General features: G+C 61.4%; 18 protein-coding genes and 1 tRNA gene. 4 read left to right on the forward strand and 15 right to left on the reverse strand.

Going from position 1 to position 20,913, the window contains the following annotated elements:
• Positions 1-110: 110 nt before the first annotated feature.
• The 6 genes from guaB to rpmE all read right to left on the reverse strand — a co-directional run bounded on the left by guaB (position 111) and on the right by rpmE (position 6,032).
• A complete protein-coding gene (guaB, locus tag QRX41_RS01145) occupies positions 111-1,658 on the reverse strand; it encodes an IMP dehydrogenase (protein ID WP_288804900.1) in 1,548 nt (515 codons plus the stop codon).
• Positions 1,659-1,724: 66 nt separating this feature from the next.
• Positions 1,725-2,915 carry an MraY family glycosyltransferase gene (locus QRX41_RS01150; RefSeq protein WP_313838185.1) on the reverse strand — a complete coding sequence of 397 codons (1,191 nt, stop codon included), beginning with the start codon at positions 2,913-2,915 and terminating at the stop codon, positions 1,725-1,727.
• Positions 2,912-3,559, reverse strand: coding sequence for an L-threonylcarbamoyladenylate synthase (locus tag QRX41_RS01155; protein WP_313838186.1), 648 nt, complete (start codon positions 3,557-3,559; stop codon positions 2,912-2,914). The genes QRX41_RS01150 and QRX41_RS01155 overlap by 4 nt, the downstream gene beginning before the upstream one ends.
• Before the next feature lie 121 nt (positions 3,560-3,680).
• Positions 3,681-4,604, reverse strand: coding sequence for a peptide chain release factor N(5)-glutamine methyltransferase (gene prmC / locus QRX41_RS01160; RefSeq protein WP_313838187.1), 924 nt, complete (start codon positions 4,602-4,604; stop codon positions 3,681-3,683).
• Positions 4,605-4,627: 23 nt separating this feature from the next.
• Complete coding sequence (prfA, locus tag QRX41_RS01165; RefSeq protein WP_045924736.1) at positions 4,628-5,716, reverse strand: peptide chain release factor 1; 1,089 nt, start codon at positions 5,714-5,716, stop codon at positions 4,628-4,630.
• 103 nt (positions 5,717-5,819) lie between these two features.
• Positions 5,820-6,032, reverse strand: coding sequence for a 50S ribosomal protein L31 (gene rpmE, locus QRX41_RS01170; protein ID WP_015022244.1), 213 nt, complete (start codon positions 6,030-6,032; stop codon positions 5,820-5,822).
• A gap of 207 nt (positions 6,033-6,239) precedes the next feature.
• On the opposite strand from rpmE, the gene QRX41_RS01175 reads away from it, so the two are divergent.
• Complete coding sequence (locus QRX41_RS01175; RefSeq protein ID WP_154312704.1) at positions 6,240-7,013, forward strand: (S)-acetoin forming diacetyl reductase; 774 nt, start codon at positions 6,240-6,242, stop codon at positions 7,011-7,013.
• A gap of 88 nt (positions 7,014-7,101) precedes the next feature.
• On the opposite strand, the gene QRX41_RS01180 is transcribed toward QRX41_RS01175, so the two are convergent.
• Complete coding sequence (locus QRX41_RS01180) at positions 7,102-8,313, reverse strand: MalY/PatB family protein (protein WP_313838188.1); 1,212 nt, start codon at positions 8,311-8,313, stop codon at positions 7,102-7,104.
• Positions 8,314-8,454: 141 nt separating this feature from the next.
• Between QRX41_RS01180 and QRX41_RS01185 the strand changes: the two genes are divergently transcribed.
• A complete protein-coding gene (locus tag QRX41_RS01185; RefSeq protein ID WP_313838189.1) occupies positions 8,455-9,231 on the forward strand; it encodes a helix-turn-helix transcriptional regulator in 777 nt (258 codons plus the stop codon).
• 596 nt (positions 9,232-9,827) lie between these two features.
• Here QRX41_RS01185 and QRX41_RS01190 read toward each other — a convergent pair.
• From QRX41_RS01190 to QRX41_RS01200, 3 genes are all read right to left on the reverse strand, one after another.
• Positions 9,828-9,901 (reverse strand) — tRNA-Ile (locus QRX41_RS01190).
• Positions 9,902-9,971: 70 nt separating this feature from the next.
• Positions 9,972-11,600 carry a peptide ABC transporter substrate-binding protein gene (locus QRX41_RS01195; RefSeq protein WP_313838191.1) on the reverse strand — a complete coding sequence of 543 codons (1,629 nt, stop codon included), beginning with the start codon at positions 11,598-11,600 and terminating at the stop codon, positions 9,972-9,974.
• Positions 11,601-11,703: 103 nt separating this feature from the next.
• Complete coding sequence (locus QRX41_RS01200; protein WP_313838192.1) at positions 11,704-12,330, reverse strand: ECF transporter S component; 627 nt, start codon at positions 12,328-12,330, stop codon at positions 11,704-11,706.
• 305 nt (positions 12,331-12,635) lie between these two features.
• Between QRX41_RS01200 and ettA the strand changes: the two genes are divergently transcribed.
• Together ettA and QRX41_RS01210 are read left to right on the forward strand one after the other, a co-directional pair.
• Entirely contained in the window at positions 12,636-14,312 is a 1,677-nt protein-coding gene (gene ettA / locus QRX41_RS01205; RefSeq protein ID WP_313838193.1) for an energy-dependent translational throttle protein EttA, read from the forward strand.
• A gap of 39 nt (positions 14,313-14,351) precedes the next feature.
• Positions 14,352-15,266: an acyl-CoA thioesterase gene (locus QRX41_RS01210; protein ID WP_313838194.1), complete on the forward strand. Its 915-nt coding sequence runs from the start codon at positions 14,352-14,354 to the stop codon at positions 15,264-15,266.
• A gap of 108 nt (positions 15,267-15,374) precedes the next feature.
• Here the strand turns inward: QRX41_RS01210 and QRX41_RS01215 are convergent, their stop codons facing one another.
• The 5 genes from QRX41_RS01215 to tilS form a co-directional block, all read right to left on the reverse strand.
• A complete protein-coding gene (locus tag QRX41_RS01215; RefSeq protein WP_045924744.1) occupies positions 15,375-15,929 on the reverse strand; it encodes a DUF3180 domain-containing protein in 555 nt (184 codons plus the stop codon).
• Positions 15,926-17,008 (reverse strand): dihydroneopterin aldolase, encoded by a 1,083-nt coding sequence (locus tag QRX41_RS01220; protein WP_313838196.1) that lies wholly within the window; start codon positions 17,006-17,008, stop codon positions 15,926-15,928. Before QRX41_RS01220 ends, QRX41_RS01215 begins: the two co-directional genes overlap by 4 nt.
• Before the next feature lie 82 nt (positions 17,009-17,090).
• Positions 17,091-19,205: an ATP-dependent zinc metalloprotease FtsH gene (ftsH, locus tag QRX41_RS01225; protein WP_313838198.1), complete on the reverse strand. Its 2,115-nt coding sequence runs from the start codon at positions 19,203-19,205 to the stop codon at positions 17,091-17,093.
• On the reverse strand, positions 19,202-19,804 hold the full coding sequence (hpt, locus tag QRX41_RS01230; RefSeq protein WP_101432715.1) for a hypoxanthine phosphoribosyltransferase: 603 nt from the start codon (positions 19,802-19,804) through the stop codon (positions 19,202-19,204). The genes ftsH and hpt overlap by 4 nt, the downstream gene beginning before the upstream one ends.
• On the reverse strand, positions 19,791-20,900 hold the full coding sequence (tilS, locus tag QRX41_RS01235) for a tRNA lysidine(34) synthetase TilS (RefSeq protein ID WP_313838200.1): 1,110 nt from the start codon (positions 20,898-20,900) through the stop codon (positions 19,791-19,793). Before tilS ends, hpt begins: the two co-directional genes overlap by 14 nt.
• Positions 20,901-20,913 lie beyond the last annotated feature (13 nt).

Here is a 20,913-nt window from a genome sequence, read left to right on the forward strand (position 1 = left end):
TGACCGGCGGGGGGTCCGCCAGCACAGCCGACCGGACCATGACTGACTTGTGATATGCAATCGGCGCAGGTCCTGATGAGATCCTGCGCCGATCACCTGCCTATCTTGGCTCAGTTGTGGAAGCCTGAGTAGTTGGGGGCTTCCTTGGTCATGACGATGTCATGGGGATGCGATTCACGCAGACCGGCATCGGTGATCCGAATGAACCGGCCCTTGCGCTGCAGCTCGGGGATGGTTCGGGCACCGGTGTAGAACATGGTCTGATGCAGGCCGCCGACCAGCTCGTAGAGCACATAGTTGAGCGGACCGCGGTAGGGCACCTCGCCCTCGACACCCTCGGGCACCACCTTGTCGGAGCTGGTGACATCGGCCTGGAAGTAGCGGTCCTTGGAGTAGCTCTTCTTGCCGCGCGGAGCCATGGCACCCAGCGAGCCCATGCCCCGGTAGACCTTGTACTGCTTGCCATGCAGGAGGACCTTCTCGCCAGGAGCCTCCTCAGTGCCTGCCAGCAGACCGCCCAGCATGACCGAATCGGCCCCGGCCACGATGGCCTTGGCGATGTCGCCCGAGTAATGGATTCCGCCATCGGCGACCAGCGGGATCCCGGCTGGGCGGCAGGCCAGTGCAGCATCGTAGACGGCGGTCAGCTGTGGCACGCCCACACCGGCAACCACGCGGGTTGTGCAGATGGAGCCGGGGCCCACGCCGACCTTGACCGCGTCAACGCCGGCATCGATCAGCGCCTGGGCACCCTCGCGGGTGGCCACGTTGCCGCCGATCACATCCACATGGTCGAAGGCGTGATCAGCCTTGATCCTGCGAATCATATCCAGCATGAGCTTGGCATGGCCATGGGCGGTGTCCACGACCAGGATGTCGACCCCGGCATCGGCCAGGGCGGTGATGCGCTGCCAGGCATCGCCGAAGAAACCAACGGCGGCAGCCACACGCAGCCGTCCGCGCTCATCCTTGGTGGCCTCGGGGTACTGCTCGGTCTTGACGAAGTCCTTGACGGTGATCAGCCCGGTCAGCTTGCCTTCGTCATCGACCAGGGGAAGCTTCTCCACCTTGTATTTGGCCAACAGCTCATGGGCATCTTCCTTGGTGATGTTGGACGGGCCGGTGATCAGGTGGTCCTTGGTCATGATGTCGCTGACCTTGAGTCTGTCGAAGTCGGCAGGATTGACGAAGCGCATGTCACGGTTGGTGATGATGCCCACCAGCCGCTGCCGACGATCCACCACGGGCAGACCGGAGACCTTGTAGGTGGAGCAGAGCTTGTCCAGGTCGGTCAGCGTGGCATCCGGGGTGACGGTCAGGGGGTCGGAGATCATGCCGGACTCGGACCGCTTGACGATGTCGACCTGATTGGCCTGATCCTCAATGCTGAGATTGCGGTGGAGGACGCCGATGCCGCCGTTGCGGGCCATGGCCACAGCCATGGTGGCCTCCGTGACGGTGTCCATGGCAGCCGAAAGGACCGGGGACTTCATGGTGATGTTCCGGGTCAGCCGGGTGGTGGTGTCTACCTCGGAGGGGATGACATCGGATTCGTTGGGCAGCAGGAGGACGTCGTCATAGGCCAGACCGATTTTCTGGAAGGCGTCGGGAAGTTGAGTGTAGGAGGAGGGTTCGCTTTGTGGGTTTTCCATAGCCATAGCACCATGCTACAAGTGCTTCTTGACCGTTCACGGCACCGTGTCCGCACTATTTCATTGGGCGAATCAATTGTCCTCATCTTTGTCGTGGCGGCTCTTGCGATGCCTGTGCGGTCTGGCCGCATGCTGCGAACCTTGGGCGGCGAGAAGAGCGTTCTCACGCCTGATTTCGGGAAGGCGACGACGGTAGTAGGGGTAGAGGGTAGCGAAGGTCAGCAGTATGGCGGCCAGGGCCAGACCGATCAAGACATATCTCAGTGGGAAGAAAAGAATAAAGAGCGAGCCGAAGGCAATCAGGGCGGCCCAGCCCCAGAGGATCAGGACCGCGGACCGAACCGTGTGACCGATGCGCAGCATACGATGGTGCAGGTGCATGCGGTCGGGGTGCATGGGTGATTGCCCGTGGCTGAGCCGCCGGACGATGGCCAAGCACATGTCCAGAACGGGCAGGAAAAGCACCAGGATGGGCAAAAGAATGGGCATAAAGGCCGGCAGATAGATGCTGGCGTGAATGGTGGCCGGATCCAGCCGACCAGTCACCACAATCGAAGCGCAGGTGATCAAGTATCCCAGCAGCATGGATCCTGAATCGCCCATGAAGAGCTTGGCCGGATGCCAGTTGTGCAGGAGGAATCCCACGCAAATGCCCACCATGGCCACGTCGATCAGGGTCGCCAAGGAGGCATAGTCGGGCGAGATGCGGGCGATGATATAGGAGTAGATGGCGAAGGCGATGCCCCCGATGGCTACGATGCCTGCAGCCAGGCCGTCCAGGCCGTCCACAAAGTTGACCGCATTGATGGAGGCCACGATCAGGAAGGCTGTGATGGCCATGGACAGGCTGGGCGAGGCCGCCACCAGGGATCCCAGAGGCAGGGAGATGATCTGGATGCCACCCCAGGAGACGAAGACCGAAATCAGCAGCTGGCCGGCCAGCTTGAGCATCCAGTCCAGGTCCCAAAGGTCGTCGGCTATGCCCAGCAGGCAGATGGCCACGGCCCCGGCCAGAATGACCCAGGCCTGATGTCCGGACTGGAAGAGGCCCGTGATGAAGGGAATGCGGGAGGCGAAGCACATGGCCACGGCAAAGCCTATCAGCATGCCCAAGCCGCCCATACGGGGGGTGGGCACCTTGTGCACGTCCCGAGCGCGGACCACACCTACGGCACCAACCCGGATGGCGAGATGACGAACCATGGGCATGACCAGCCAGGTGGCTCCGCCAGCGATGGCAGCAATGAACAGGTATACCCTCACTGACCCTCCCCTCTGCTGGTCTGGCCGGACAGTATTGCACGGACCCGAGTCTCGCCTATGACGCCCTGCCGCAGCACGTGTATTCCGTCAGGATCATTCTTGTCGGCTTCCACCACCGTGCTGGCCACTGAGCCAGGGGTCGGCCCCCCGTCCAGGTAGAGATCGACGCTGTCACCCAGCTCGGATTCGGCCTGCTGGACGGTCTCCACGCTGGGATTGCCGGATCGGTTGGCGCTGGAAGCAGCCAGGGGGCCGGTCACCTGCAGAAGGGCCCGGCAAATGGACGAGTCAGGCACCCTGACGGCCTGGGTGGGACCCTTGGGCTCCCTTCGAGGGGTGCGCAGAGGGCAGGACCTTCCTACAAGGGCAATAGGCGAAAAGGGGCCCGGCAACAGGGCATCGGACAGGCGATCCAGAGGCGCAGGCAGGCTAAGATCCAGCCGGACCATGGCCTGGACCCCATCCAACAGCACCTGGATGGACTTGGTCCTGGGACGGTGCTTGGCCTGGAAGAGCCTATCGATGGCCGCGTCATTGCATGGATCGCAGACGATGCCATAGACCGTGTCGGTAGGAATGACCGCCAGCCCCCCGGCGGCCACCACCTGGGCCAGTAACTGCGGCGACCGACTGTCATAGGTCATCACCCGGCTCATACCCTGCATCACGACCTTTCGGCTCGACATGTTCATGTGACCAGCTACCAATCTATCCCAGGACCCCGGCAGCCCGCCAGGACCTGAAGAACCGCGGATCTGCGTCCCGTCACCCTGGCCGTCGGGCTGTCAGGTAGCGGTCGCGGCCAGCCAGATCCCGGTGTGTGTGCGCATCCAGGTACCCTCGCTCCTGTGCAGCTGCAACCATGGCCGCCCCCTGGGAGGCGTCATGCTCCATGACCAGCAGACCGCCGGGTGCGAGCAAAACCATGGCCCTGTCCAGAATGCGGCAGGGCACAAGGCACCCGTCGGGTGAACCGCCATAGAGGGCCAGGTCCGGATCCCAGTCACGCACCTCGGGCTGGCTAGGAATCGCATCCATGGGGACGTAGGGAGGGTTGCTGATGACCAAATCCACATGGGCATCCAGATCAGACAGGGCGGCGGAATCCGTGGCATCAGCCAAGAGCAGCTGATAGTCGGATCCAGCCTCCCGAATGGCAGCCTCCTGAGCGGCGGCATTCAACGCACCCCACCGATATGCCTCCTTGTCCACCTCCACGGCCCGAACCCGCGCACCTGGAACCTCTGTGGCCAAGGACAGGCCGATGGCTCCACTGCCGGAACACAGATCCACTGCCAGTGGATGATCCACTCCAGTCAAGGCATCGATACCTGCCTGAACCACCGTTTCGGTCTCAGGACGGGGGATAAAGACCCCCGGACCCAGGCGGAGATCCAAATAACGAAAGCAGGCGTGGCCAAGAATGTACTGCAAGGGTTCGCGTCCGACCCGCCTTTGCAGATAGGACTGATAACGGTCCAGGGCCGCCGACTGGGAGTCATCGGCCTGTCTGCGACCAACACCGTTCGTCAGCAGTTCCTCAGCAGTCCGATCCAAGAGCAGCGCCTGATCCAGCTGGTGCAGATCGCACCCCAGGGCATCGGCCAGCAGCAACCTGGCATCATTGAGCGGAGTGGGCAGGCCAGCCTGGGCCAGCAGGTGATGGCCCCTATCGACCAGCTCAGCCATACTGGTCCCGCGCTCCTGCTGATTCACCCCTGCGATGCCATTCTGCGGGCCTCATCAGCTTGAATGTCGGAGTCGATGACGGCCTGCAGATCGCCGTCCAGCACCTGTTCCAGGTTGTAGGCCTTGTAGCCGGTACGGTGATCCACGATCCGGCTCTCTGGGAAGTTGTAGGTCCTGATACGCTCGGACCGATCCAGGGAACGGACCTGGGAATGGCGCATGTCTGCGGCCTGGGCGGCCTCCTCCTCGTGCTTCATGGCCAGCAGACGGGACTTGAGCACCCGCAGGGCGGCCTGGCGATTCTGTATCTGGGATTTCTCATCCTGCATGGAGACCACGATGCCGGTGGGAATGTGGGTCATCCGCACAGCAGAGTAGGTGGTGTTGACGGACTGTCCTCCCGGGCCGGAGCTCATGAAGATGTCTACCTTGAGGTCCTTGGGGTCGATCTCGATCTCGTCGTCGTCCTCGTCAGCCTCTGGAAAGACGATGACCCCCGCAGCTGAGGTCTGAATACGGCCCTGGGACTCGGTGACGGGGATGCGCTGGACCCGATGCACGCCGCCCTCGTACTTGAGCGAAGCCCAGACGCCGTCGGCCGGAGCCACCTGGCCGCGAGCGCGAATGGCCAGCTGGGCATCTTTGACCCCGCCCAGCTGGGTACGGTTCTCGCTCATGATCTCGGTGGTCCAGCCGCGTTTTTCGGCATAACGCACATACATGCGCATCAGATCGCCAGCGAAGAGGGCCGCCTCCTCGCCGCCGCTGCCGGCCTTGATCTCCATGATCGTATCGCGGCCGTCATCGGGATCACGCGGAATAAGCGCGGTGCGCAGGGCCTGTTCCAGGTCCGGTATTCGGTCAGCCATGGCCTTGGCCTCTTGCGCGAAGTCAGGATCCTCCCGTGCCATCTGTTCGGCGGCCTGGCTGTCTTCCAAGGCGCTTTGATAGGCCTTGTAGGCTTCAACGATGGGTGCGAGCTCAGCATGCCTGCGGCCCAACTTGCGGATCTGCGCCGGATCTGAAGCCGTTTCGGGCTGACTCATCTGCTTTTCCAGGCGACCGTACTCCTCGACGGCAGCCACCGCCGCCGGAAACTGCTCCTCGCTCATCTACACCCTTCCCGTCCGCTCATCCGCATGGTTCAAGTCATAAAAAACGCCAGTCCCCACCGGGCATAGCAGAGCGACCCGGAAGGGACTGGCGTTGGAAGTGCTACTTGGTCCTTTTGCCGTAACGGGCTTCGAACCGAGCCACGCGGCCACCGGTGTCCAGAATCTTCTGCTTGCCGGTGTAGAAGGGGTGGCAGTGCGAGCAGACATCAACCGTCATATGATCGCCGGGAGCGGTCGAACGGGTGATGAAGGTATTGCCGCACGAGCACGTGACCTCAACGGGATGATAATCGGGATGAATTCCCTGCTTCATGGTTACTCCTAGATTCAAGGGCCCCGGGTCGACCGCCCCTGTGGCGGACGTGAACCGGCAACCGCGTAATAGTCTAGCGCAACCCGGGGAGAATACGACCCCCTTGCGCCACACGCCGAATCAGCCAACCGGTGTGGCGGACCGCTCGCCCTTTAGAATCAAACAGTCGGACCGACCGGCCCGGCGAGGCGACAAAGGAGGGCAGCAATGCAGCAGGAAGTGGCGTTCGTTACAGGGGCGGCTCAGGGAATCGGCGAGGCCATTGCCCGCCGTCTGGCCAAGGACGGGTTCGCCGTGGCCGTGGCGGACATGAACACCGACAAGGCCCAGGCAGTGGCCGACTCCATCAATCAATCTGAGGGACGGGCCATGGCTGTCACCCTGGACGTGACCGATCGTGTCCAGGTGCGCTCGGCGGTAGAGAAGACGGCCACCAAACTGGGCGACTTCAATGTAATCGTCAACAACGCTGGCTTGGGACCGACCACCCCCATCGATTCCATCACCCCGGAGCTGTTCGACAAGGTCTACCACGTCAACGTGGCAGGAACCATCTGGGGCATGCAGGCCGCCGTCCAGGCCTTCCGTGATCGAGGCCACGGGGGCAAGATCATCAACGCCGCCAGCCAGGCAGGTGTGGTGGGCAATCCCAATTTGATGCTCTATTCCTCCACCAAGTTCGCCATCCGCGGCCTGACCCAGGTGGCTGCACGCGATCTGGCCAAGGAGGGCATCACCGCCAACGCCTACGCCCCCGGCATCGTCAAGACGCCCATGATGATGGACATCGCACATCAGGTCGGGGCCAACGCCGGCAAGGATGACGAGTGGGGCATGTCCACCTTCTCGGACGGCATCGCCCTGGGGCGGCTTTCCGAGCCCGAGGATGTGGCCAATGCCGTAGCCTTCCTGGCTGGGCACGACTCTGACTACATCACCGGCCAGACCCTGATTGTGGACGGCGGCATGCAGTTCCAGTGAGTCTTTAGCAAGGATTCGCCCGCATATGATGGACCCTCGCCGATCGGCTCTGTCCGACAGCGAGGGTCCACGATCGTTCAGGGATCATTCAGGCGTTGAAGACGTACTTGTCCAGACGGTCCATGGCCTCTTGGACACGGCTCAAAGGCAGAGCCAGGTTCATGCGGATGGCGCAGGGAGCCTTGAACTGCCGCCCGTCCTGGACGGCCACACCCACATCCCAGGCACGCTTGAGCAGCTGGTCCAGGCCCAGATCATGGTCCTTGCACCACTGTGTGCAATCAAGGAAGAGCATGTAGGTGCCCTGGGGCTTGGAAAGCTCGACTCCCTCGAAATGCTGCCGGATGTAATCGTAGGCGTAGTCCACATTCCCGGTCAAAACCTGCCGGAGTTCATCCACCCACTCCTGGCCCTGGGGCTTGTAGGCCCCGATCAGGGCATGCATGGACAGCACGTTCATGTCGTTGTAGTGGGCCTTGGACCCCTTGGCCACAATCCTGTCGCGCAGATACTTGTTGTAGATGATGTGGTAGGAGCCGACCAGCCCGGCCAGGTTGAAGGTCTTGCTGGGTGCATAGAAGGCAGCCGTCCTGTTGCGGGCATCCTCGCTGACCGATTGGGTGGGGATATGCCTGTGGCCCGACAGGATCAAGTCTGACCAGATCTCGTCGGAGATGACCACGCAGTCGTTCTCCTTATATACTTCCATGGCCTTCTCGATCTCCCACTTCTCCCAGACACGGCCGCAGGGGTTGTGCGGGCTGCAGAAGACCGCCACATGGATGTTGTTCTCCTTGAGCTTGCGGTCCATGTCCTCGAAGTCCATGCGCCAGACGCCCTGCTCGTCCTTCTTCAAGGGGCTGTGCACGATGTGGTAGCCATTGTTCTCGATGCAGGACGTGAAGCCGACGTAGGTCGGGCTGTGGAGCAAAACCGCATCGCCGGGAGCCGCGAAGGCGGTCAAAGTCGAGACAACCCCGCCCAGGACCCCGTTCTCATAGCCGATGTCCTCAGCCGTCAGGCCTTCCACACCATTGCGGGTGCGCTGCCAGTTGATGATGGCGTCGTAGTACTCGTCAGTGGGATTGAAATAGCCGAAAGCCGGGTGCTTGGCACGCTCGATGATGGCCTCGGGTATGGTCGGCACCGTAGGGAAGTTCATATCGGCAATCCACATGGGGATGACATCGAAGCCCTCCTTGGGAGGATCGGGGGCGAATCCAGGCTCGGCACCCAGGCCGTCAACCGCAATGGCGTCCTTGCCGTGCCTGTCCATGATGCTGGTGAAATCGTATGTCATTAGTCAACCTCTCATCCCGTGCAGATGTGCTCGCAGCGACCTTCCGCCAGTCTACAGCCGCGGGCTCCGTCCGAGTGTCTGCGTCTAATACCAGAGCAGCGATGGTACTATCTGGCTTTAGTCAGTGGATGGGGTGACCAAATGAGTGCATCAAAGCCCGTTTCATCTTCTCTGCAGCTTTTCGTCCCGCTGGTGGACTTCCTGGGTAAGATCCTCGGCCCCAAGACGGAAGTTGTGCTTCAGAACGTCAGGGATTTCTCGCATTCGGTGGTTGCCATCGCCAACGGCAACTTGAGCGGACGCACCATAGGCAGTCCCGCCACCGACCTGGTCCTGCACATCTGGCGGAACCACGAATACGACCAGCACAACTATTTGACCCATCACGCTGGCTACACCATCCAGGGGCATCCCGTGGTCTCGTCCACCCTGTTCGTGCGGAATTCCAGAGGACGGGTGATCGGCTTTCTCTGCATCAATTTCGACAGCTCCGCCTTCCGACAGGCCAGCAAAGAGCTCAGAAGAGCAAGCGCTTACCTGGACGCTCTGGGACTGGCCGATCCTGCTGCGGTACTGAACGACGATAGAGCCGCATCAGAAGAATCGGATGCTGAGACCGGGACCGGCCAATCGACCCGTGAAGTGCTCTCAGTCAACACAGACGAAGTCGTTACGCATAATATTGCCGAATTCGCCGCAGAGCTTGGTATTCCTCCGGCAAGAATGAACCGGCAGGAGCGACTGCAGCTGATCACGCGCCTGGATGGGTCAGGGGTCTTCCTGGTCAAGGGCTCGGTGGACACGGTTGCCCGGGCTCTAGGGATCTCCTCACCCAGCGTCTACCGCTATTTACACACGATTCGCAATGCGGCTGCGGACCCAGATCAGAGCACCCCGGCTCGCCCTGCTCAGCTTTGACACACCCCCTCCAAGGTGTATGATTAGTACAAGATATACGGGGGACGTATACACGATGAACCTACAGGGGCTGAACTATTTTCAGTTCCAGAGGAGATGTACATGCGTATAGTTTCCCGGCATAAGCCGACGGCTCCTACTCGAGCCCGTCCCGTATTCTTTTCCCTGATAAATTCTCATACTTAGCGGTTCTACGGAAGCGCTTCCGGATTATTGTGTCGTGCGCAGATCTGATGGCTGTCTACGTAAGCACGTTTGGAGCACCGAGAAGTGGATATACACCGAGGGTGCTCTATGATCCGACATAAAAAACGCGCCTAGCTCTTTTCCCCCGGCTTACATGTGAAGCCATACATATTTGCATCGGTGAATCATGGATGCTAGAGCTAGGCGGCGAGAGGACAGCCCCGACATTAGCCGGGGCTGGTCCTTCTACTAAGACTATCAAGAAAGTTCGGGGGACAAAACCTTAGTCATTCCACTGGCAGTCATCGAAGACGCGAACCAGTGCTGGGCTGAGAAACCTGAACCTCTTAATTCGATCCATCAATAAAGCCCCCCGGAACCTTTAGAAGGTTCCGGGGGGATTGTCTGTGTGGGGCCTCAGGGGCTTGAACCCTGGACCGAACGATTATGAGTCGTTTGCTCTAACCGACTGAGCTAAGGCCCCGCGCCGACCGTACCGGCCAGAGTCATGGTATCAAAACGACTCGTCATCAGCCAGATCCGGGTTGTCGGACTTACTTGGTGACCTGGTTGTAGACAGGCAGACCCATGTATCCGAAAGGAGCCTGGCGAACCTGCTTGCCGGCCACCGCTGAGACCTTCCTGTACCAGAGCGGCAGCACCGGAAGATCCTTGAAGAGAACGGCTTCGGCCTCGCGGTAATCCTGCATGGCTTCGTCCTGATCGGTCTTTGACGCGGCACGGGACAGAATGGCATCGTATTCGGCGCTCTTGTAGTCCCCATTGTTCAGACCCTTGCCATCGGCCTGGCTGGAGGCATATCCCTGAACCAAGTAGCCTTCGGGGTGGGGATAGTCCGAGGTGATGCCCGAATTGAAAATACTGTTGACCTGACGGTTATGAACTGCAGTATTGAATTCCTTGCCAGTCGGGAAGATATTCGGTGCCGTCTTGATTCCCAGAACCTGGGCATACTCATGCAGAACCGCATCAACCCAGTCCTTGTCTGCCCCGTCGGCACTGTACGCAATGCGAAGCGTGCCCTCCCAGGGAGATATGGCATCAGCCTGCTTCCACAGTTTACGGGCCTGGTCCGGATCGTGGCTCAGCACCTCTTTGCCAGTGATGTCGGAGGCATTGCCCTTGATGGTGGGTGCCAGGAAATCAGTGGCCGGCGTAACCGAACCAGCGAAGACCTTGTCGGCTATTTTCGCGCGATCCAGAGCATACGACAGGGCCGCCCGGCGAAGGGCGCCCTCCTGCCCCTGGAAATGCTGCAGGCCTTGCGGGATGGTCAGGGACCGGAAGGCCGGCCCTGGCTTGATCAGGGGCTGCAGGCCCGAATCGGTATGAAAGGTTTTCAGACGGGAGACCGGAACCGTATCGAGCACATCCAGGTGACCGGCTTGGATATCGGCATAGGCGGCATCGAGGCTCTGGTAGTCCCTGAACTCCAGGCTTCCGTTCCGAGCCTTGCGCGGTCCCTTGTATGAGGGATCCTTCTCCAGCTTGATGCCCTGATTAGGCACCCATGATTTGAAGCGGTAGGGCCCGTTCCCGATCGGTTTCTTGCCGAAGGCCTTGATGTCCTTGTAGGCGGCTGCCGGCAGTGGCAGGAAGGCCACATCTCCTACCTTGTAGGGGAAGGAGGAATCCGGCTTGTCCATGGTCACCTCCAGGGTCAGGTCGTCGACCACCCGGAGACCGGACAGAGGAGCCTTGGGGTCGCCATGCTCATCCTGCACCTGCTCGTACCCGGCGATGGTCGAAAAAGCCGAGGCGCCCAGCTGCCCATTGGCTGCATTCGCCGCGAAGGACCAGGAATCCGCATAGGTCTTGGCTGTGATCTGCTCCCCGTCGCTGAAGGTGAGTCCTGGTTTGAGGACAATCGTGTACCGGCTTGCATCCTCATTGGGAGTAATCGATTTGGCCTCGACCAGGGTCATCCCGCCTTTGGCATCGAAGGTGACCAACCCGTCGAAGAGCTGGGTCACCACCTTCCAGCCCGCGGTGTCGTTGGTGCTGGAGGGAATCAGGGGAGCCGTAGGTTCGGCATTGTTGACGCTGATGGCGGCCTGAGGGTCAATCCTGTCTTCTTGGGAGGCCTGGGAGGGGCCGCAGGCGCCCGCTGCCAGGATGAGCGGAAGCACTGCTGCTGCAAGGTAGGAACGAAGTTTGGTCATAGTAGGGCCCTTCCTGCCCGGTATGGGCTGTCACAGCTGCACGGGAAACACTGAGTCAATAAACATATGGTCAATACGGTCGGTTGGGCAAGGATGTCGATATTCAGACCTGCCTGACATCCTGCCCGGATGCCAGCCGATCCAGAGCACCGGTGCTGCCGATGGCCCGGAAGAGGAACCAGCTGACCAGTCCAGCCAGGACCACTCCACTGATCAGCTCGCAGATGGTGCCGATGATCCCCCTCGGGCTGAGGAGGGAGACCCCCTGATAATAGAAGGCCAGGAGAAAAGCGTTATAGACCAAGGCTATCAGGACACCCCCCAGAACGGTCGTTCCCAGGGTCCAACGACGGTAGCGGAATATTCCGAAGGCCAGTTCCGCGCACAGGGCCTCGACGATGGCCTCCACCAAAATCATCGGCACGTTATAGGCGTTGCCAGGCAGAATCTCGACCAGGACACTGATGATGCCAACGTAGACGGCTGCGCCTGGCTTGCGCAGTATCAGCAGGGAAAGGGTGCAGGGAAAGTAGAAGACCCCATGCAAAAGGGCCGCCATCCCCGGAAGCAGGGCCGTCATCAGCGGGAATATCCACGAGGCAAGCAGGCTGGCCAACCAGTAAATCAACCCCGACACCGCGCCCAGGCCTGCGCCGACCGCTATGTCAAGCGGCCTCCAACGCAACCGATGAGCTGCGGAAATCCGACCCTGCTGCTGTTTCTCCGTCATTGATACTCCCTTGCGACCGTCATAGAGCGGACGGCCCGTTCCTCATGCGCACAGCGATAGGAGGGAACCCGCCCAAGCCGGCAAAGGTCCGTCCGGCGTTCCTTGACCTGCGCATGCCGGGCGGGAACGTCGACTCAAGGCTACCCCGACCACGGCGGCAGAACCAGGGTCTGGTCATAGGTCTTGTTTATAGGCGGCCATCCGCCTGCCTGACCTTGCTTATCAGCCCGGCGCATAAGTCAGAAGTTCCCACTACCATGAATGCAGTTTCCACTGTCTTTTCTATGGTTCTGTGAGGTAGCTTCTTGGCCGAATTCATTTATCAGATGATCAAGGCGCGCAAGTCCTTCGGCGACCGCGTCATCCTGGACGATGTGACCCTGAGTTTCCTGCCCGGCGCCAAGATCGGCGTGGTGGGCCCCAACGGCATGGGCAAGTCCACCCTGCTGCGGATCATGGCTGGCCTGGACACGGTCAGCAACGGCGAGGCTCAGCTCACCCCCGGCTACACGGTAGGCATCCTCCAGCAGGAGCCGCCGCTGGACGAAGACAAGACCGTTGGCGAGAACATTCGCATGGCCTTCGGCGACATCATGAGCAAGGTGGACCGCTTCAACCAGATCGGCGAGCAGATGGCCGATCCCAATGCCGATTACGACGCCCTCATGACCGAGATGGGCCAGCTCCAGGAGCAAATTGATGCCGCCAACGGCTGGGATCTGGATTCCCAGCTGGATCAGGCCATGGATGCCCTGCAGTGCCCCGACCCGGACACCCCGGTCTCGGTCATCTCTGGAGGGGAGCGCCGCCGGGTGGCTCTATGCCGGCTGCTGCTGGAAGCCCCCGACCTGCTCCTGCTGGACGAGCCCACCAACCACTTGGATGCCGAGTCCATCCTCTGGCTGGAGCAGTACCTGCACACCTATAAGGGCGCTGTCCTGGCAGTGACCCACGACCGGTACTTCCTGGACAACGTAGCCGAATGGATCTGCGAGGTGGACCGCGGCCACCTCTACCCCTACCAGGGCAACTATTCCACCTACTTGGAGACCAAGGCCAAGCGTCTGGAGGTCCAGGGGCAGAAGGACGCCAAACTGGCCAAGCGTCTCAACAACGAACTGGAATGGGTCCGCTCCTCCCCCAAGGCCCGGCAGGCCAAGAACAAGGCCCGTCTGGAGCGCTATGAGCAGATGGAGAACGAGGCCCGGAACAACAAGAAGCTGGACTTCTCAGAGATTCAGATTCCGCCAGGTCCCCGTCTGGGCTCCAAGGTGCTGGAGGCCGAGCACATCCACAAGGTCTTCGGCGACCGCGTCCTGATCGACGATCTGAGCTTCACCCTGCCTCGAAACGGGATTGTGGGCGTCATCGGGCCCAATGGCGTGGGCAAGTCGACGCTCTTCAAGACCATTGTGGGCTTGGAGCCTCTGACATCGGGCTCCTTGGAGGTCGGCGACACGGTCAAGATCTCCTATGTGGATCAGAACCGCGAGGGCATCGACCCCAACAAGAACCTCTGGGAGGTGGTCTCCGGCGGGCTGGACTTCATCGAGGTCGGCGGCGTCGAGGTGCCCACCCGCGCCTATGTGGCCTCATTCGGCTTCAAGGGTTCGGATCAGCAGAAGCCGGCCGGCGTCCTATCCGGTGGCGAGCGCAACAGACTGAACCTGGCACTCACCCTCAAGCAGGGCGGCAACCTCCTCCTGCTGGACGAGCCGACCAACGACTTGGATGTGGAAACCCTGGAGAGCCTGGAGAACGCCCTGTTGGCCTTCCCCGGCTGCGCTGTGGTCATCTCCCACGACCGCTGGTTCCTGGACCGGATCGCAACTCATATTCTGGCCTGGGAGGGCACGGACGAGAATCCGGCCTCCTGGTACTGGTTCGAGGGCAACTTCCAGGCCTACCAGGAGAACAAGGTCAAGCGTCTGGGCGAGGAGGCCTCCAGGCCCCACCGCATCCACCGCAAGCTGACCCGCTGAACGAAGCACATCACGAGGGATCGAGGGCCCAGGAGAAGCATGAGCACCGAGGATGAAGCACTGGCCCAGGCCATCGCCGGGTTGAATTTGCAAAAACAGCAGCCTGCCGATGGCCGTTCCCGTTTTCTAGGCAAATCGCTGGACTTCCCCACAGGCCGCCTTTACGGGGGCCAGCTGCTGGGTCAGGCCATCATGGCCGGCGGGCGGACCGTGCCGGAAGGTCGATTGCCCCACTCGATGCACGCCTATTACCTGCGCACTGGACTCCTTGATCAGGACGTTCAAGCTGAAGTCGAGACCATTCGAGATGGGCACTCCTTCTCCTCCAGACGTGTTGATCTGCACCAGGGGGAACGGACCATCCTGAACGCCCTGCTCTCCTACCAGCAGGTCGGCCAGGAGGGCATCCGCTATGCCGACCCCATGCCGACGGGGCTGCCCGATCCGGAGGACCTGCCCGGCTCCCGGGAGCTGATGGAACCCTATGCCGACCAGTCCCCCTTCGCTGACTACTATGCCCATCAGAGCCCCTTCGACATGCGCCACGTCGGCGGCACGGTCCTGCTGGATGATGCAGATGAGGCAGACAAAAGGGATTCCGAGGATGACAGCAGGAGCCGCCAGGCCGTTTGGAGCCGCACCCAGGGAGGTGCCGACCTGAATCCGCTGATGCGCCGGGCCCTGCTGGCCATGGAATGCGATCAGATCATGATGGAGCCCGCCCTGCGCCGTGCCGGGCTGAGCATGACCACCCCGGGGATCTCCTTCGCCTCCATCGACCATGCCATGTGGTGGTATCAGGATCTGGATCCTTGCGACTGGCACTGCTTTATTCAGGAGTCCCCAGTGGCCGACCACGGCCGCAGCCTGTGCATGGCCAAGGTTTACAACCGTCAGGGTGATTTGGCAGCCTACATGGTTCAGGAGGCCATGATCAGGGTGCCTAAAAACTGAGCGGCCACAAGGTCATCGCGTATTTTTCCAAGGCGACGAGTCAACAGCCTGGTCTGTAGCAGGTCGGCCATCTTCGGAAATGCCTTAGGCTACGGCCTCGAACGCTGTTCAGCCCGGCCTTTTACTTGAATTGGCCTTTATCTTCGCTCTGTCAGCGGTATCGGTCGCATCGGCCATGGGTCTTCGTGAAGACTTGCGCCGATCGGGGTTCTCAGGCCCGTCATCAGGGGGCAACTGGCAGAGCCACTCCCCCACAGCTCCGGCCACCACATCGATCAGACAGACCAGGGAGGCGACCAGGCACTCCTGCATGACCCGTGTGTAATAGGGCGCGCCTGCATGCCCCATGCTGATCAGTGCCTGACTGCCATACCAGCCCAACAGGGCGGCACAGGCAACGCCCAAGGCCTTGCTCATGATCAGCACGTTGACCGCGAAGCGCAAATCCATCTCCTTGCGGTCTCCCTTGGCATAGCGATGCACCTGGAAAGCCATGATCAGGATGGCCGCCCCCAGCAGGAGGAGCAATACGCTGACCAGCCAGGGAACCCCCATGAGGTCCGTCCTGGTGGACATGCCCAGTTCCGAGATGCCGGCGCCTCCCATCAGCCCCAAGACCAGGGCGACCAGGTAGTGCACGAGCGGTGTGCGGCGGGCCCTCATGACAACCCGTCCAGAATCCAGTCCTCCGAGACCAGGCTGATGCGATCCCGGTCAGGAGCACGGTTGGCCAGGCTTGCCAGACAGGATCCGTCAGCTCCAGGCAGACTGTGCTCAGGCTCCAAGTAAGCCCAGGGAATCAAAATGCGCGATGGAGCATGGGCAGCCAGCAGAGGCGGACGGTCCTGAGAGGACAGAACCGAACCATCCAAGCTCTCCACCTCGACCACGTCTGCATCCAATCCGCCCATCTGTCTGATAGGGGCGGCCACCATGTCCAGGGCCGACCGCAGTTCCTCCAGATTCAGCGGTGTCTGCAGAATAACCACGGCCGATAGACGCTGATCACCCTGGTCGTCCCGATAGGCATATAGGGGCGAGATGCCGACCAACTGGCTGCCGGGGATCCCGTCCAAGGCTGCGAGAGCACGAAGCATGGTCAACCGGTCGGTTCCCGATGCTCCCTCCAGCGCAATCACATCACGCATCAGAAGGCCCTTTGGCTTGGCCCCCTCGACAGTCGGCTGACTAGACGCTTCGTTGTCATTCTCCAAATCTGAGGACAGGCCGTTCTGCGTGGAGGAGGTTACGGGGTGACGCAGCCGGGCCTGTGCCGCATGGCCAGAATCGGCCTGACCAGACAGCAGGAAGGAGGGATGCCCTAGAGCAGCATTCCCGCCGCCCCTGACTCGTCCAGATTCCATGCTGGCCGGGTTGCCTTCCACCTGATCGTCGGCCGCACGCTCCAGGGTGACGCCCACCTGGAAACCGACCCCTGTTCCCTGGTCAGCACCCAGACGGGTGACCGTGACCCGGGTGCGGCGGATCTGATGGGAGAGCAGGATGGCATCAGCCACCTTGGCGGTCAGGGACTCCAGAATCTCATCAGCCGGCTCGTTTTGGACCAGGTTGACGATCCGCCGGACAATCTGCACATAGTCCACGGTCTGAGTGCCGTCGTTGAGCCTGCCTGCCTCACTCAAATCCAGGTAGAGGACGGCATCGACCTGGTAGCCGAACCCAGGCTTCTGCTGGCCATGCAGGGGTGCGACCTTGATGGAACTCAGACGGATGGAATCCATGATGTACGCTCCTCCCTCGCCTTGGAAGATTCACTGGCACCGGCCCCGGGACCATATGCAGGGCACCGAGCCGATTCAGAATTCAGTGCTGGTCCTCTGCGGACGGTCCGTTTAGGCTGCGCCTGAGCTCCTCAGGAATCTCCACCGGAGGCTGCTCGGAGTCCGGCCGATCCGGCGCAGACAGCCAGAGCTGACGTTCGGGAGCCTTGCGCAGACCAGCGAAGACCGCAGCCAGCTCGTCCTTGTTCAGTGTCTCTTTGACCAGGAGCTGTCGAACGAGCTCATCCAGCACGTCACGGTTTTCAGTGATGATCCGCCAAGCCTCTTCGTGAGCCGTCTCGATGAGATTGTGGACCTCCTCATCGATGGCCTCGGCCGTTTTCTCTGAGTAGTTGTGGGGCTTCAGGGCATCGAGTCCGGCGTCCTGGTCATTTTCGTCAGCCCACTTGATGGCGCCCAACTTGGATGAGAACCCATACTGCAGGACCATCTGGCGGGCGATGCTGGTGGCCTTCTCGATGTCGTTGGAGGCGCCAGTGGTCGGGTCATGGAAGACCACCTCCTCCGCCACGCGGCCGCCCATGGCATAGGCCATCTGGTCCAGTAGCTCGTTGCGGGACTGCGAGTAGCGGTCCGTGGTGGGCATGACCGCGGTGTAGCCCAGGGCCCGCCCGCGAGGCAGAATGGTCACCTTGGTGACCGGGTCGGTGTGGTGCAGGGCCGCAGCAACCATGGCATGGCCGCCCTCATGGTAGGCGGTGTTGCGCATTTCGGCCAGAGCCATGCCCTTGGTCCGCCGCCGAGGTCCGCTCAGCACGCGGTCGATGGCCTCGTCGATGGCCCGGTTGTCGATCAGCTGGGCATCGGAACGTGCGGTCAGCAGAGCAGCCTCGTTGAGCACGTTGGCCAAGTCGGCGCCGGTGAAGCCAGGCGTCCGCACGGCCACAGTGTGCAGATCCACGTCAGGCACGAAGGGCTTGCCCTTGGCGTGGACCTTGAGGATGGCCTCGCGGCCCTCCAGATCCGGGGCCTCCACGGCCACCTGACGGTCGAACCGGCCGGGCCTGAGCAGGGCCGGGTCCAGGATGTCCGGGCGGTTGGTGGCTGCGATGATGATCAGGTTGGTGTCGTTGTCGAAGCCGTCCATCTCGACCAGCAGCTGGTTCAGGGTCTGCTCGCGCTCGTCATGGCCACCGCTCATGCCGGAGCCGCGCTTGCCGCCCACAGCATCGATCTCATCGATGAAGATGATGGCCGGCGCGTTCTTCTTGGCCTCATCGAACAGGTCGCGCACTCGGGAGGCGCCCAGACCGACGAACATCTCGACGAAGTCAGAGCCTGCCATGGAGTAGAAGGGCACGCTGGCCTCGCCGGCGATGGCCCTGGCCAGCAGGGTCTTGCCGGTTCCAGGGGGGCCATAGAGCAGGACGCCACGGGGTATGCGAGCGCCCAGGGCCTTGTACTTGGAGGGATCCTTGAGGAACTCCTTGATCTCCTCCACCTCCTGGACTGCGGCCTCCTCGCCGGCCACGTCCGAGAACTTGGTCTTGGGGGTCTGCCCGTCGCTGAGCTTGGCGGAGTTCTTCTTGCCCCCCATGCCGAACATGCCGCCGCCGGCCGCCGAGGACATGCGCGAGAGCAGGAACCAAAAGACTCCCAAAATGATCAGCATGGGCAGGATGGAGGAGATCAGGTAGCTCATCATGCTGGTCTGCGGCACCACCGAGTTGTACCCCTCGGAGGGCTTGGCCTTCTCTACGGCCTTGACCACCTGCTGCCCCTGGGCCTCCACGTAGTAGAACTGCACGTCCTTGCCGAAGTTCTTGGAGGTGCGGTTGCCGCGGAAGCCGGGCACATCCTTGACGAAGTCACTATTGAGCTTGAGCTCGACGACCTGCATTTTCTCGGTGATCTCGGCCTTCTTGACCATGCTGCTGCGGTCGTTCAGCAGCTCCAGGCCGTCCTGGGTATCGATGGTCTGAGCGCCGTTCTGGCTGCTGAAGAAGCCGAAGATGGCCAGGATGATGACCACGGCCAGAATCCCCCAGAGCCAAGGGGAACGCCAGAATGAGCGGTTGCCCCCATTGGGGCCAGAACCGTTGTTGCCCAGGTTGAAGTTGAAGGGGTTGTTGCCCTTGTCTCCGTTGTCCTTGCCCCCATTGGGCGGACCCTGCTGCGGTCCCTGCGAGTAGCTCATGACTGCTCCCCCTGATCCTGATGATCCTGTTTCTGGGTCGGGTCCATGTATTCCTCGGACCTGAGTACGGCTATCGAGTCGAGATTACGGTACTGCTCGTCGTAATCCAGCCCAAAGCCCACAACGAATTCGTCGGGTATGGCGAACCCTGGATATTTGACATCCACCTCCACCTCGTGCCGCGAGGTCTTGTCCAGCAGAGTGAAGATCTCCACCGATGCAGCCCCTCGCTCCTTGAGATGCTCGACCAACCAGTGCAAGGTGTAGCCGGAATCGATAATATCCTCAACGATCAGAATATGCCGACCGCGCACATCGCAGTCCAAATCCATCCTGATGTCCAGGTCTCCCTCAGAAACGCTGGTCTTGCCTGCCGGATAGCTGGAGATGCTCATGAACTCAATCTGAACCGGAATGGTGACGGCCTGCGAGAGGGCGGCAAGCGTGTTGAAAGCCCCCTTGAGCACGGCCAGCATGATCGGGTTCTTGCCCCGGTAATCCCGGCTGACCTGCTTGGCCGTCCGGTTGATCAGCTCTTCTATCCGTTCCTTGGACACCAGTTCATGGTCGATATGGGATTGAATATCAGCGATGCGCATGGTCTCCATCATTGCATATGAGAATGACTTGACCCTTACGGATTGCTGTATGGGAGCTGGGAAAACGAGGGCCCTGCTGGCCGTGCCACCGGCAGACCAAATTATCCAGAGCCTGGACCTGCACGGCCGTGAACCGTATGCCCAGTTTGGTCAGTACCTGGGCCAGCAAGCGGGTGCGCAGAGCCGGATGGCAGTCGGCCAATCCGTGGGCATCCAAGCAGGCCAGCACCCCCTTGGCTATCTGGTCCGAATCGGGGCGGGAGACCAGCCGCTGGAACAAGCCATCCACCTGGGTGTCCAAATAATCCTGATCCAGACGGGCCATATCCGCGCCAAGGGCCAGGCGGCGGGCCATGTCCCGCCCAGCGAAGCGATTCAAGGCCGGCAGCAGGTCGTGGCGGATCCGCGAGCGCAGCGGCAGGGTCTCGGGAAGCGTGGAATCAGCCGGTCGATCATCGCCGTTAGTAGGGTCATCCCACCAGTCGATCCCCTGCTGGCGGCAAATAGCCGTGGTATCCTTCCGGTCCAGGTCCAGAAAGGGACGCAGGTAACGCATTCCCCCACGCTCCACACGCCGAGCCATGCCGGTGATGGCCTCCAGCCCCTGTGAGCGAATCAGTCCGATCAGCACCGTCTCAGCCTGATCGTCACGAGTGTGCGCCAGAAGGACGGCCTTGGCCCCCAGCTCGAGGGCCTGTTCGGAGAGCGCCTGGTAGCGGGCTGCACGTGCATCGGCCTCAGGGCCGGCCGAGGTGACCGGTACATCCACTCTGGTGACGCGGACCGGATCCAATCCCAGCTTCCGGCAGGTTCCAGCCGCGCGCTCTGCGACCTGATCCGAATCAGGCATCAGACCATGATCGATCAGCAGGGCACCGCACCGCAGCCCGGTCATGTCGGCCACCAGGTGGGCCGCACAGGCCAGAGCCAGGGAATCCCGGCCTCCAGAGCAGGCCACCAGAATCAATGGGGCATCCGGATCAGGCCGATGCACCCCGTGATGGGCGAACCGCTGATCCTGCAGGCCCAAGCCCTCCCCGTCAAGGGTCGAACGCAGGAGCCCCACCGCCTTTTTCATTGCCGCTGAATAGACCATGGTCCAGGCTTCT

The sequence above is a fragment of the Bifidobacterium kimbladii genome (assembly GCF_032193675.1).
In the GTDB taxonomy this organism is placed as follows: Bacteria; Actinomycetota; Actinomycetes; order Actinomycetales; family Bifidobacteriaceae; genus Bombiscardovia; species Bombiscardovia kimbladii.